Genomic DNA, 12,464 nt, shown 5'->3' on the forward strand with positions numbered 1-12,464 from the left:
GCGTGGTCGAGGCGCTGGCGGCGGACCTTGCGGTGCAGGTCGCCGACGCGCTGAACGGCGCGTCGGTGGTTGCCGGTGCGCTTGTCCCGCCGCACGCGAGGGAACCGGGACAGGGCCTGCTGCGCGACTTCGAGCTTCGCAGCGGCCTTCCGGCCGTGGCGGGGGTTGGGCACGAACCCGCCGTTGGAGTCGGCGAGGAAGTGGGCTATGCCCATGTCGACACCGACCACGGACCCGGTCGCGGGCAGCGGCTCGGGCTGCGCCTGTTCGGAGGTGAGGATGACGTACCAGCGCTTGCCCTCGCGCTTGACGCTGACGGTCTTGACCTTGCCGACCACCGGGCGGTGCCGGTTGACCTTGACGTGCCCGACACCCTGGAACCGGACGCGGGTCACCGGGTCGTGCGGGGTGGCATCCCAGCGGCAGCCGTCGCCGTCCTTGGGGAAGTCCACCGTGTGGAACCAGTTCACCCCCCGAAACCGGGGGTAGCCGGGCGTCTCACCGGACTTGACCCGGCGGAAGAACGCCGCGAACGCCTTGTCCAGACGGCGAAGCGTCGCCTGCTGCGAGGAGAACGACCAACGGCCCTGACGCTCCGGGTCGAACGCCCTGATCTCCTTCAGCTGAGCGGACTGCGTCCCGTACTTGACGCTCGTCTTCGAGATGTGACGGTAGGCGTCGCGGCGCTCCTGCAACGCGCCGTTGTAGAGCGAGCAGTGGTCCTTGAGCATGTCGGACAACGCCTGCTGCTGGCCCACGGTGGGCCGCATGAGGAACTTGTACGCACGAATCATCCGGCCCACCCCCCCCTCGGTCGATATGTTCAAGCTAGTACACGCCACTGACAATGCAGTGACCTGCGCCGCTTCGCGGCTCCGGGCCAAGGATGCACTCCCTCCCCGGCTAAAGCCGGGGATACCCTGCAAGATCAGGGATGGACGGAGATGTTCGGGTCGGCGGGAATCGCCGGGTCCGCCGCCTCCCTGCCCTCAAGCCACGTCCCGTAGAGCCTGCGCCGGCCGGTCACCGCAGGTCGGGGCCGCCTCGGCACCGGCACCGGGCGGCCCGAGGGGGTGTTCAGACGTCGTCGGGATGGCGGGTGATCCGCACGGTGGCGATCACACCCAGGACGACGACCGCGACGGCGAGGGCCAGCAGGACGGACAGCGCAACGGCGACGAGGGTCAGGGGTCGCACGGCTCGGCCTTCCTCTCCTGGTCGAGCAGCAGGTTCAGCAGGTTGAGAACGGTGCTCGCCGGCGCATTGCCCAGCCGGACGAGCACCCGGCCGTCCACCACGCCGTCGGTGGTGGCCGACGGGAGGAGGATGCCGAACTTTCGACCGCGCTCCCGCAGTTCGGCGATGAGCGAATCGATCTGCGGCTCGGTGCAGCCCCGCATCCGGGGGTCGTCCGGGGCGATCGGCCGCCTCGCGGCGCTCATGCGGCCGCGTCCAGCTCGAACCAGACCGACTTCCCGCTCTTGCGCGGTTCGGCCCCGAAGCGGTGCGTGAGCGAGCGCACCAGGTGCAGCCCCCGGCCGGAGAGCTCGTACGGGTCACAGGAGCACCGCTGCTCCGGCAGCGCGGGGCTGTCGTCCGAGACGGACACGCGGAGCATCCCGTCGAGGAGCACCACGACGACGAGCGGCGCCTGACTGCCGCCGTGCTTCCAGGCGTTGACGAACAGCTCGTGCAACGCGAGCTCGGCGTCACGGATGAGGTCGTCCGCCCACCCGGCGCGCGCCAGGGCTTCGCGCAACTCCGCGCGCGCGGCCGACCAGTCGGGAGGGAGTCCGAGAGAGAACACGAAGAGACCTCCGTTGAGGATGCAAGAACGCCGCCATGGGTCGATCAGCAAGCAGCCAAGATCGACGCACGATCACCCAGTGCAAGCGGCTCGTGACGCTCAGCATGACACTCGCGAATGGGGCATCGCAATCCGATCCCTCGAATCTGCAATTATTCATATCGAACCTGAATTCGGCTCCACCCACTGGTAGTTATCGGTAGCGAGCGCACCCGCCGCACAGGCAGACTGATGCGGCGACAGGTAAGAAGGGGCAGTACATGGCGGTCTCAACCGTTCGGCGCCGTCGGCTCGGCGACGAGCTGCGGAAGCTGCGCGAGCAGAAGAAGATCAGCGCAGAGGTGGCAGCCGAGGCGACTGGCATGAGTCAGCCCAAGCTCAACCGCATCGAGAATGCGCGGACGGCCGCCAAGATCGAGGACGTGCACAAGCTGCTCGACTTCTACGGCTGCGACGACGAGGAGTTCCGCGCCGGCCTGATCGCCATCACCAAGGACGGCAGCAAGCGCGGCTGGTGGCTGAGCTACCGCGATGTCATCAACGTGACCGCCAACGACCTGATCACCTTGGAGACGGACGCCTCGACCTTCAAGACCTACGAACCGGCCTTCGTCCCCGGACTGTTCCAGACCCCGGAGTACGCCCGCATCGTCATCGAGCGACTTCGGTCGCGCATGGGTGGCACGGTGGACGACCTGGTCCAAGTGCGCATGGCACGTCAGTCCATCCTCACCCGGCCCAAGCCCGTCGAGGTATGGGCCGTCATCCACGAAGCGGCCTTGCGCTCGAACGCGAATCGCCCGGACATCATGGCGCCGCAGCTCGACAAGCTCCTCACGCTCAGCCGGCTGAGCAACATCAACATCCAGGTCATGCCGACCGGCGCGGCCATTCACCCCGGCATGGGCGGAGCCTTCGCCCTCCTCGGATTCCCGCAACGTCGTGACCTCGATGTCGTCTTCGTCGAAGGTCTGATGAACACGCTCTGGGTCGACAACCCCGCAGACGTGGAGCGCTACCGAGAGAAGTTCACGGAGATCACGGCCGAGGCCCTGACGATCGATTCATCGCTCGACTTCATCACCACAGAAAGGGACAGGATCAAGTGAGCCATCACCCCGAAGCGTTGTCCGTCAAGCTCGCTTACCACAAGTCGAGTTACAGCGGAGGGGACGAGAACTGCGTTGAGATCTCGGCGGTTCCTCACAACCCCCTCGCCTACATCCGCGACTCCAAGGACCCCGACGGCCCCGCGCTCGCCTTCACCACCGCCGCCCACACCGCGTTCATCACCGCCGTCGCCCAGGGCGAGTTCGACTTCGGGCTCCTGGAAGGCTCCGCGTAGGAAGTCGGACCCGCCGACTTCCTACGCGGCAGGTGGGCTCAGAGGCGCGGGCCCCAGAGCGCCGTGAGGCGGGCGGAGCCCGGTCCGAGGTCGCGCCAGGGGCCGGTGAAGGTGAGATCGGCGATGGCCGCCGTGGGGAAGCCGCTGTCGTCCAGGCGGGCCAGCAGGTCGCCCTCCCCCTCGCCCGGCAGGGCTGCCGCCAGCTCCTGCATGCTCGGGTTGTGGCCGACCAGCACCAGGGCGGAGACCTCCTCGGGGACCTCCCTGAGCAGGGCGATCAGCTCGCCGGCCGAGGCGTCGTACACCCGACCCTCGAACACCGTACGCGGTGGCACGGGCAGTTCGGCCGACGCGAGCTCCCAGGTCTCCCGGCAGCGCAGCGCCGTCGAGCACAGCACGAGGTCGAGGCCGACACCCGAATCGGCCAGCCACCGTCCGGCCCTCGGCGCGTCCCCGCGCCCGCGCTCGGCGAGGGGGCGTTCATGATCCTCGACGCCCTCCGGCCGGGAGGACTTCGCGTGCCGGAGGAAAACGATCCTGCGGGTCTGTTCAGCGCTCATCCCCGCAGCCTCACACACCCGTAGGACGTCGCCCAGGCGGCTCACCGCGACGCCGGGCCTCGCGCCGCCCGATCACCGCCTTCGCCGGGACGAGCACCAGCCAGCTCCAGATCGCCGCGGTCGGTGAGACGGCGTACGCGATCGACACCGAGACCCCGAACACCACCACGGTCGCCAGCAGGTCCGCCGCGATGCCCGGCCCGGCACCGGGCACCCGGCGGCGGATCGTCAGCAGCAGGGCCAGCTGGAGCAGGTCGACCAGCACGACGGTGGCGGCGTACAGGGCGACGGCCAGGGGCTGCGAGGCGTACTCGGAGAGCATCGTCGTCGGGAAGGGGACGAGCGCGATCGCCCCCAACCCGGCCAGCGCGACGCGCAGCACCAGCCCGTCGACCTCCTCGGCCCATCGGAGGATCCGGCGCTGATCGCGCCAGAACCCGCCGAGGATCGCGAAGCTCAGCGCGTACGCGCCCAGGTCCGGCAGCCACTGGCCCACCTCGTCGCGGAACGCCTCGGGGCTCAGCCCTGGCGGCACCCGCAGGTCGAGGACGAGCAGGGTCATCGCGATGGCGAAGATCCCGTCGGACAGGGCGATCAACCGCTCGGGGCTCCGCCCGTCGGCCACTGCGGCACGGCTCACCCGCCCCAGCCTGGCCGGGGCGGGCCGCTCGGCCGGCCCATTACGCCGTCGGCGGGCGCGTCAGCCCTGCGGCTTCGCGGTCCGCAGCACCGCCGTCAGTGCCTCGCTCACTGCGGCCTTCGTCCCGGCGTTCCGGGCGATCACCGTGAGGTTCCCCGCCGGCGGGGTGTCACCGACCACGATGAACCGCACACCCGGGTGGACCGGCGCGATCTGCGCGAGCGCCTCCGTCTCCACCTTGCTCGCCCCGAGCACCACGTCACACTTGCGCGTGATCAGCGTGTTGGCGTACGGCACGGCGTTGCCCACCGTCCGGTCCCCGATCACCGGCAGGCTCGACACCTTCGCCTTCGTGGCGGCCGAACTGTCCTGCATCGCCGCCCACACCTCGGCCGCCTCCACACCGCCCACCCCGAACGGGTCGGTGAGCAGACAGGCCTGCGTCGCCGTGTACTCCCGGGCTCGCGCGGGCGGCGCCTCGTCCTCGTCCTGCCCGAACAGCAGCACACCCCCGACGACACCGACCGTCAGCACACCGGCCGCCACTGCGGCGACCACGCGAGGCTTCATCCAGGTTCTACCGGGGTTTCCGCGTGTCCCGATTCCCACCTGAGAATGATCCTGTCTCCGTCATCATCCTCGGCGCTGACACCAGCTCAGCGCCGTACTCGTCACGCTCTCGGCCAGGCCGCACCCTGAGGCACGATCCGGGGCGTGCGCCCGTCAAGATCCCGGCCGGGGATTCATGAGCACAACGGCCGCTCCGTCGACACCCAGCGGTTGGCGCCCCTTCGTCGGCATCCTGACCGACGATCAGTGTCCGATGAAGCCCGCGAGCCCTTCCTGCCAACGGCGTTCGAAGAATTCCGCAGATGTCTCCTCGACGTGCAGATCGCCGGCGCCTTCGAGTTCCGTCCACGACGGAACGCGCTCCGAACCGAGCTCCACTCCACCCCGTACCCGGTGCTCCCGGTCAACGGCGACGAGTCGGCCGTCCATGTACTGAGCCACCTTGCGCGACTCGTACCCGTCCGCCCCGATCTCCGTGACGAACTCGAACGGTTCGTCACCGTCCGCCGAAAGGTCGATGGAGATCAGATACCACGGCCTGGGCACCTCCGCGGACCCCCGCCGGAGTCGGGCGGCCAGCGTCTGCTGCGGGTGAAACGCCCGATGGCGTACACAGTTCTCCACCGATGACTCACACACGGGCCAGGTACATTCCGGACCACAAGGCCCGGAAGGACGCCATCCGAGCGCCGTCGACACCTTCGACAGCTCGGCCCTCAGCGCGGCGTCGCCCAGAGCCAGCTGATCGGCACGCCGGATGACCGCCATCGGATCGTGGCCCCGCAAAGCCAGAGCATGCTCATCCGCCCGCTGAGCGCTGCGCTCACGCTCAACAAGGTCAGCGATGACCGGAGACGCCGGCACGGGCAACTGGTCGCCCATCAGGCGGGTCAATGCGCCCCACACCCCGACCGCACGCTCCGAGATCCGCACTTCCGCCGACGTCGGGTGGGCCTGCCCGGCGCCGGCTGCGATCAAGGCGATGCCGGCGATGCTCCGCTCGAAGAAGGCCGGACGGTCGAAGTCCTGCGACGGACCGCCTGCCTCACAGAACTCGTCAAGACTGATCAGAACACTGTCCGCGATCTCGCCGGATCCCAAGCAGCCACGGATGACGTCGTCGACCGGCTGCCGCACCGGCGACCCGAGCACGTCCAGCAGCGGCAACAGGCGCATCAGGCACAAAGCGCCGCTGATCACAGTAGGTTCTCGCATTCCGTCGGTCCTCACAGTCCTCCAGAGCAGCGCGACGGGTTGACTGCGGCTCGATACTGGGAGCAACCGGGAGAAGCGTGGGTCTCACCGATTTTGGAAAGCATCCGAAGACCCCTTCCGAGCAGCCCCCCGTAGCAATTGTTCGAGGTGCAGAACCTTCCGCTGGAAGTGATTCCCATCATCTCGTACTTGCCACCCGCACTGTTCAGCACGTCAAGCTGACGATACAGACTCCACTCGGCATGTCCGGTGGTGGGGACAATGGTGTGACCGGAAAGCTGATTCGCCACCGCCGTCGACATCGGATCCGGCGATGTCAGCGCCGCCCAGTCCTCGATCTTCTTCGTCGTGCCATTCCACACCTTGGCGAGCGCGAGCGCGGAGTTCGCCTTGTTTTCCACCTGCTGGAACGTCTTCGCCGTCTGGATGTACATCCGCGCCATGTCCGCGCGGTCGATGGTGCAGTTGTGGACGAGGACGGGCGTGGCCCCTGCCTCCACGTCATAGGTGTGGAGGCCGTCGACCGTGAGGTCGAAGGTCGTGGTGCCGGCCTGGTAGAGGCGGACCGAGTTGACGGTGGCGGTGCCGGTGGGGGTCTGGAGCTTGTCGCCGACCTTGAGGTCCTTGGCGGCGACGAAGGCGTTCTGGGTGAGGTCGTAGAAGGGGTGGTTGTAGGTGGTGGTCAGGGGGGCGGCGGACGTGGTGACCGTGGCGGCGCTTGCCTCGGGGGTGATGCCCGGGGTGGCCGAGAGGGTGGTGAAGGCGGCGGTCACGGCGGCGAGGCCGAGGGCCACGCGGGTCCAGAAGCCGCTGGACTTCTCCGGCGAGCTCGCCGGGGCGGGCGCGTCGGGGGTGACCGTCAGGTCGACGTAGTCGCGGTCCGTCGTGGTGACGATGACCTTGTCGACCTTGTGGGTCTCCGTACCGCTCCGTCCGGGGACGGAGTTGGTGACGAGGTCGCCTTCCTTGATCTCCGAAATCGGCTTCGTGCCGCCGTCGCCCATCAGGACGGGGGTATTGCCCGTGAAGCTGTGCGTCTCGCAACCGGCACCGGAGCTGCCGCCGTCAGGCTCGTCACCCGCGCGGTGCTTGCCGCTGCCGGCGCCGAAGCGGTCCTTCACGGCGCGGCCGCCCGCACCTGCGGCGCCGCCCGCGGCGCCGCCCACGGTGGCCGCCCCTGCGCCCGACCAACTGCAGCCGGCCTGCGAGGACTCGACCTCTACGGCTGCGACGACGAGAAGTTCCGCGCCGGCCTGATCGCCATCACCAAGGACGGCAGCAAGCGCGGCTGGTGGCTGAGCTACCGCGATGTCATCACCGCATCAGCCACGGACCTGATCGCGCTGGAGACCGACGCCTCGACCTTCAAGACCTACGAACCGTCGTTCATCCCCGGCCTGTTCCAGACGGCGGAGTACGCCCGGATCGTCATCGACCGACTTCGGACGGTCCCCGGCGGAACGGTCGACAATGCTGCCGCCACCGGCTTCGCCTTCCGGAAATCCAGCTACAGCGGAGGCAACGAGAACTGCGTCGAGTGCGCGGCCGCCCGGCCCGGTGAGGTCGCCGTCCGCGACTCCAAGGATCCCGAGGGCCCCGCACTCACCTTCACCGCCGCCGCCCACACCGCGTTCATCACCGCGGTCACCGAGGGCGAGTTCGACTTCGGCCTCTTCTGAAACCCCCGCGTAGGAAGTCTGACCCGCCGACTTCCTACGCGGCAGGTGGGCTCAGAGACGCGGGCCCCAGAGCGCCGTGAGGCGGGCGGAGCCCGGCCCGAGGTCGCGCCAGGGGCCGGTGAAGGTGAGATCGGCGATGGCCGCCGTGGGGAAGCCGCTGTCGTCCAGGCGGGCCAGCAGGTCGCCCTCCCCCTCGCCCGGCAGGGCTGCCGCCAGCTCCTGCATGCTCGGGTTGTGGCCGACCAGCACCAGGGCGGAGACCTCCTCGGGGACCTCCCTGAGCAGGGCGATCAGCTCGCCGGCCGAGGCGTCGTACACCCGACCCTCGAACACCGTACGCGGTGGCACGGGCAGTTCGGCCGACGCAAGCTCCCAGGTCTCCCGGCAGCGCAGCGCCGTCGAGCACAGCACGAGGTCGAGGCCGACACCCGAATCGGCCAGCCACCGTCCGGCCCTCGGCGCATCCCCGCGCCCGCGCTCGGCGAGGGGGCGTTCGTGGTCCTCGACGCCCTCCGGCCGGGAGGACTTCGCGTGCCGGAGGAGGACGATCCTGCGGGTCTGTTCAGCGCTCATCCCCGCAGCCTCACACACCGGCCGGGCGCCGCCCGCGCGGCTCACCGAACGGGTCTGCCCGGGGGGTGACCTGCGGCGCGGCCGCCGCCTTCCGCGCGCGGCCGGGCGGTCACGGCTGCGGGAACTGCGCCTCCGGCACGTCGGTGGTCTTGGCGTTGCCGCCGGCGGTCGGCTGGAGGGTGATCGTCCAGGTGGTCCGGGTGCGCCCGGTGGTGTACTCCATGGTGTCCTCGAACTTGCTGAAGTCGCAGTTGCGGGTGAACGCCTTGAGCGTCGGGTCCCAGTCCACGCCGCCGGAGAAGTAGACCTCGTAGACGCCGTCCTCGATCCCGTCGACGTGCGCCTTCTGTCCCTTGCCGATGTACATGGAGTGCACCGCCTTGCCGCCCTTGGCCAGCGAGACCACCGCGTCGGCGGAGCCGCCGTTGCTGACCGTCAGGGTGCCCTCGCCGTTCAGCGACCCCTTGCGGATCACGTACCCGTTGGCCAGCCCGCGGGTCTGCAGCTCACCGGTCTGGGGCACGGTGAAGGTGGTCGGGTAGCCGGCCGCGGTCATCTGCTGCAGCGCCGCCGGCACGCCCTTGAGCCCCTCGGACCGGCCGACCGTGGCCAGTGCGGCGGAGGTCGCGCAGAGGTTCTTGCGGCGGATGTCGCCGCGCACCTGGTCCAGGTCGGTGGCGAGCTGGCCGAGCGCGGTCACCAGCTGGCGGCGCGCGGTGGAGACGGTGGCGGGCTCGCGGGCCGCGGTCAGGCCGGTGCTCGCGGAGTTGGCCGCCGTGGCCACCTCCTGAAGGGCCGTGGAGAAGGCGTCCAGGCCGGCGGAGGCGCTCAGTTTGGCGAGCGCCGTGTTCACCGGGTCGATCCACCGGGTGAGCACCGGCCCGTACGGCGGCGCGGTCGGGGTCGGTGTGGCGGTCCGCGTCGGTGTGGCGGACCCGGAGGACGGCGGCGGGGCCGCCTCGGTCCGCTCCCGGTCGGGGAAGGCGCTGCCGCCCCCGCCCGAGCAGGCGGCCAGCAGGAGGGCCGCGGCGGCGGCCGCGCCGATCCGGACGAAGGATTTCATTGGGCGGCCCCCCGGTGGCATCGCGTCAGTTCTCCCCGCGTCCATGCTCCTGACTCGCCGATCCATGGTCAACTGGGCGTACAAGCGGCGCACGGGGGCGTGTGAAGGGCGCATAAGGGCGTGCAAAGTGAGCAGGCATCGTCAATTACGATCGGTAGGTGTTCAGGCTCACGGGACTTCCCCTGCAGATCATCGCCTCCCTCGTCGCGATCGGCGCCTTCGCCGCCACCATCTGGCTCTGGCCGAAACTCGGCGGCAACGGGTGGAAGGCCTGGCTCGGCCGGATCGGCGCCTTCCTCGGCACCCAGCTCGCGGTGCTGGTGGCGATGGGCCTGATCGCCAACGGCTACTTCGGCTTCTACAGCTCCTGGACCGACCTGCTCGGCACCAACGGCAAGCCCGGCACGGTGGTCGACCACCAGCCCAACGCGGCCGGCATCGCGGTCACCGGCGAGCAGAAGATGTACTCCGCCCAGGGCTCCGCCCCCGACCGCTCCGGGACGATCCAGCAGATCGCCGTCAAAGGGTCCCGCTCCGGCCTGAGCAGCGAGGCGTACGTCTATCTGCCCCCGCAGTACTTCCAGCCCGAGTACGAGGGCCGGCGGTTCCCGATGGCGCTGGTGCTGGCCGGCTACCCCGGGTCGGCGGAGAAGCTGATCAGTCTGATGCAGTACCCCGCGTCCGCGCTCACCGCGATCGAGCAGAAGAAGCTGCCGCCGACCGTACTGGTGATGATGCGCCCGACCATCGCCGGCAACCGCGACACCGAGTGCATGGACGTCCCCGGCGGTCCGCAGGTGGAGACCTTCTTCACCGCCGACCTGCCCGCCGCGATCGCCGACACCTACCGGGTCGGCACCGACCCCGCCTCCCGGGCGGTGATCGGCAACTCGACCGGCGGCTACTGCGCGCTCAAGTTCGCGCTGCGCAAGCCCGATTCGTACCGCTCGGCGATCTCGTTGTCCGCCTACTACACCGCGCCGATCGACCAGACGACCGGTGATCTGTTCGGCGGGAACGACGAGTTGAAGCAGGAGAACGACCTGGTGTGGCGGCTGCGCAACCGGCCGGCCCCGCCGGTCGCCCTGCTGCTCGCCACCAGCCTGGACGAGAACAACTACGACGCCACCCAGCAGATGGTGTCCTCGTTCAAGGCGCCCACCCGGATGTCGACCATCACCCTGGACACCGGCGGCCACAACTTCCACACCTGGACCCGGGAGATCCCGCCTGCCCTGGAGTGGCTCGGCCGCCAGCTGACGGTGCCGCCGAGCGCCTGACGGCCGGCCACCGGTCCGGGGCCGCCGGGTACCGGGCGGCCGAGGGCGGGGTCACAGGACGGGGTCGCGGAGGATATAGAGCCCCCTCACAGGCACGTCTCACGGTTCTCTCAGCCGGGGGCCCGAGCGTATCCCCATGACCACGACCAGCTTCTCCCCTCCGTCCGGCGAACCGTGGCCCGAGGCCGCGAACTTCCCGCCGCCGGAGGTGCCGCAGCCGGCCCCCGAAGCGGCGCGGGAGCCGGTCGCGCCGCGGGCGCGGCCGCCGTTCCCGCCGCAGGACCCGCCGCCCGCCGGGCCGAAGGGCCCGTCCTCCTGGGGCGGCCGCCTGCGCACCCTGCCCGCGCGCACCTGGCGGGGCCGCGCCGACGACCCGCACTGGGTCCGCCCGGCCCTGCTGGCGCTGCTGGCCGCGACCGCCGTCCTCTACCTCTGGGGGCTCAGCGCCTCCGGCTGGGCCAACTCCTTCTACTCGGCGGCCGTGCAGGCCGGCAGCGAGAACTGGAAGGCCTTCTTCTACGGCTCCTCCGACGCGGCGAACTTCATCACCGTCGACAAGCCGCCGCTGTCCCTGTGGCCGATGGCGCTCTCCGCCCGGATCTTCGGCCTCTCCTCCTGGTCGGTGCTGGCCCCCGAGGCGCTGATGGGCGTGGCCACCGTGGCCGTGCTGTACGCGACGGTGCGCCGCCGCTTCTCCCCGCTCGGCGGGCTGCTGGCCGGGGCGGCCCTGGCGCTGACCCCGGTGGCGGCGCTGATGTTCCGCTTCAACAACCCGGACGCGCTGCTGGTGCTGCTGCTCACCCTGGCCGCGTACGGCCTGCTGCGGGCCACCGAGGCGGCCGGCACCCGGTGGCTGGTGTTCACCGGGGTGATGTTCGGGCTGGCCTTCCTCACCAAGACGCTGCAGGCGTTCCTGGTGCTGCCCGCGTTCGCGCTGGTCTACCTGGTGGTGGCGCCCACCGGGCTGTGGCGCCGGGTACGCCAACTGCTCCTCGCCGGGCTGGCGTTGCTGCTCTCGGGCGGCTGGTGGGTGGCCGTCGTGGAGCTGGTGCCGGCCTCCGCCCGGCCGTACGTCGGCGGCTCGCAGGACAACAGCTTCCTCTCCCTCACCTTCGGCTACAACGGCCTCGGCCGGCTCAACGGGAACGAGACCGGCAGCGTCGGCGGCGGCGCCCGGATGTCCGCCGAGCTACCGGCCGGGATGGAGGCCCCCCAGGGCGGCGCGCCGCGCGGGGGCGGCGGCTGGGGCGAGACCGGCGTCACCCGGCTGTTCGACGGCGACATCGGCGGGCAGATCGCCTGGCTGATGCCGGCCGCGCTGATCCTGCTGGTGTTCGCGCTGTGGGCCACCCGCCGCCGCGCCCGCACCGACACCGCCCGGGCCGCCTTCCTGGTCTGGGGGAGCTGGCTGGTCTGCACCGCGGTGACCTTCAGCTTCATGTCCGGGATCTTCCACGAGTACTACACCGTGGCGCTGGCCCCGGCGGTCGCCGCGCTGGTCGGCATGGGCGTGGACGGCCTGTGGCGGGCGCGCCACCGGCTGCCGTACGCGGCCGTGCTGGCCGGCACGCTCGCGGTCACCGCGGTCTGGGCGTACGTGCTGCTCGGGCGCAGCGAGGACTTCCTGCCGTGGCTGCGGTGGGCGGTCCTGGTCGGCGGGCTGGCGGCGGCCGCGGCGCTGCTGCTGGCGGGCCGGCTGGGCGCCCGCCTCTGACCGGTCCGCCACAAGGTG

14 protein-coding genes and 1 pseudogene are annotated in these 12,464 nt (G+C 70.4%); 5 read left to right on the top strand and 10 right to left on the bottom strand.

Translation table 11 applies throughout. The annotated features are described in order from the left end of the window. The 3 genes from ACWEQL_RS36305 to ACWEQL_RS36315 all read right to left on the bottom strand — a co-directional run. The coding region (locus tag ACWEQL_RS36305; RefSeq protein ID WP_452154793.1) for an RNA-guided endonuclease InsQ/TnpB family protein at positions 1 to 794 on the bottom strand (794 nt) is incomplete at its 3' end. A 390-nt stretch (positions 795 to 1,184) separates the two neighbouring features. Beyond that, the gene (locus ACWEQL_RS36310) at positions 1,185 to 1,442 is read right to left on the bottom strand and encodes a hypothetical protein (protein ID WP_452154795.1); all 258 of its coding nucleotides are present in this window, start codon (positions 1,440 to 1,442) and stop codon (positions 1,185 to 1,187) included. Continuing rightward, positions 1,439 to 1,807, bottom strand: coding sequence for an ATP-binding protein (locus ACWEQL_RS36315; protein WP_452154797.1), 369 nt, complete (start codon positions 1,805 to 1,807; stop codon positions 1,439 to 1,441). The genes ACWEQL_RS36310 and ACWEQL_RS36315 overlap by 4 nt, the downstream gene beginning before the upstream one ends. A 260-nt stretch (positions 1,808 to 2,067) precedes the next feature. Between ACWEQL_RS36315 and ACWEQL_RS36320 the strand changes: the two genes are divergently transcribed. Continuing rightward, the gene (locus ACWEQL_RS36320; protein WP_452154799.1) at positions 2,068 to 2,916 is read left to right on the top strand and encodes a helix-turn-helix domain-containing protein; all 849 of its coding nucleotides are present in this window, start codon (positions 2,068 to 2,070) and stop codon (positions 2,914 to 2,916) included. Beyond that, positions 2,913 to 3,152: a DUF397 domain-containing protein gene (locus ACWEQL_RS36325; protein WP_452154801.1), complete on the top strand. Its 240-nt coding sequence runs from the start codon at positions 2,913 to 2,915 to the stop codon at positions 3,150 to 3,152. Before ACWEQL_RS36320 ends, ACWEQL_RS36325 begins: the two co-directional genes overlap by 4 nt. A gap of 38 nt (positions 3,153 to 3,190) precedes the next feature. Here ACWEQL_RS36325 and ACWEQL_RS36330 read toward each other — a convergent pair whose 3' ends face one another. From ACWEQL_RS36330 to ACWEQL_RS36350, 5 genes are all read right to left on the bottom strand, one after another. Beyond that, positions 3,191 to 3,712, bottom strand: coding sequence for a SixA phosphatase family protein (locus ACWEQL_RS36330; RefSeq protein ID WP_452154803.1), 522 nt, complete (start codon positions 3,710 to 3,712; stop codon positions 3,191 to 3,193). 10 nt (positions 3,713 to 3,722) lie between these two features. Further along, positions 3,723 to 4,361, bottom strand: a complete 639-nt coding sequence (locus ACWEQL_RS36335; protein WP_452154819.1) for a TMEM175 family protein — start codon at positions 4,359 to 4,361, stop codon at positions 3,723 to 3,725. A 51-nt stretch (positions 4,362 to 4,412) separates the two neighbouring features. Next, positions 4,413 to 4,910 carry a BMP family ABC transporter substrate-binding protein gene (locus tag ACWEQL_RS36340; RefSeq protein WP_452154805.1) on the bottom strand — a complete coding sequence of 166 codons (498 nt, stop codon included), beginning with the start codon at positions 4,908 to 4,910 and terminating at the stop codon, positions 4,413 to 4,415. A 255-nt stretch (positions 4,911 to 5,165) separates the two neighbouring features. Continuing rightward, the gene (locus ACWEQL_RS36345; RefSeq protein WP_452154807.1) at positions 5,166 to 6,122 is read right to left on the bottom strand and encodes a DUF6881 domain-containing protein; all 957 of its coding nucleotides are present in this window, start codon (positions 6,120 to 6,122) and stop codon (positions 5,166 to 5,168) included. Positions 6,123 to 6,148: 26 nt separating this feature from the next. Beyond that, positions 6,149 to 7,258 carry a polymorphic toxin-type HINT domain-containing protein gene (locus ACWEQL_RS36350; protein ID WP_452154809.1) on the bottom strand — a complete coding sequence of 370 codons (1,110 nt, stop codon included), beginning with the start codon at positions 7,256 to 7,258 and terminating at the stop codon, positions 6,149 to 6,151. Here ACWEQL_RS36350 and ACWEQL_RS36355 point away from each other — a divergent pair. Further along, on the top strand, positions 7,223 to 7,816 hold the full coding sequence (locus ACWEQL_RS36355; RefSeq protein WP_452154811.1) for a Scr1 family TA system antitoxin-like transcriptional regulator: 594 nt from the start codon (positions 7,223 to 7,225) through the stop codon (positions 7,814 to 7,816). The two genes, ACWEQL_RS36350 and ACWEQL_RS36355, sit on opposite strands and share 36 nt — an antisense overlap. 51 nt (positions 7,817 to 7,867) lie before the next feature. Here the strand turns inward: ACWEQL_RS36355 and ACWEQL_RS36360 are convergent, their stop codons facing one another. Beyond that, positions 7,868 to 8,389: a SixA phosphatase family protein gene (locus ACWEQL_RS36360; RefSeq protein WP_452154813.1), complete on the bottom strand. Its 522-nt coding sequence runs from the start codon at positions 8,387 to 8,389 to the stop codon at positions 7,868 to 7,870. A 109-nt stretch (positions 8,390 to 8,498) separates the two neighbouring features. Next, on the bottom strand, positions 8,499 to 9,452 hold the full coding sequence (locus tag ACWEQL_RS36365) for a hypothetical protein (protein ID WP_452154815.1): 954 nt from the start codon (positions 9,450 to 9,452) through the stop codon (positions 8,499 to 8,501). Positions 9,453 to 9,610: 158 nt separating this feature from the next. Here ACWEQL_RS36365 and ACWEQL_RS36370 point away from each other — a divergent pair, with 158 nt between their 5' ends. Continuing rightward, positions 9,611 to 10,732 (top strand): alpha/beta hydrolase, encoded by a 1,122-nt coding sequence (locus tag ACWEQL_RS36370; protein WP_452154817.1) that lies wholly within the window; start codon positions 9,611 to 9,613, stop codon positions 10,730 to 10,732. A 136-nt stretch (positions 10,733 to 10,868) separates the two neighbouring features. Continuing rightward, a pseudogene (locus tag ACWEQL_RS36375) lies at positions 10,869 to 12,443 on the top strand (glycosyltransferase family 39 protein); the annotation flags it as partial. Between the last annotated feature and the right edge of the window lie 21 nt (positions 12,444 to 12,464).

This window comes from Kitasatospora sp. NPDC004240, from assembly GCF_053603215.1.

Bases quoted from the DNA above. Each gene is read 5' to 3' on its own strand.
- ACWEQL_RS36360 (WP_452154813.1), bottom strand. From the start codon at position 8,389: ATGAGCGCTGAACAGACCCGCAGGATCGTCCTCCTCCGGCACGCGAAG.
- ACWEQL_RS36310 (WP_452154795.1), bottom strand. From the start codon at position 1,442: ATGAGCGCCGCGAGGCGGCCGATCGCCCCGGACGACCCCCGGATGCGG.
- ACWEQL_RS36320 (WP_452154799.1), top strand. From the start codon at position 2,068: ATGGCGGTCTCAACCGTTCGGCGCCGTCGGCTCGGCGACGAGCTGCGG.
- ACWEQL_RS36330 (WP_452154803.1), bottom strand. From the start codon at position 3,712: ATGAGCGCTGAACAGACCCGCAGGATCGTTTTCCTCCGGCACGCGAAG.
- ACWEQL_RS36365 (WP_452154815.1), bottom strand. From the start codon at position 9,452: ATGAAATCCTTCGTCCGGATCGGCGCGGCCGCCGCCGCGGCCCTCCTG.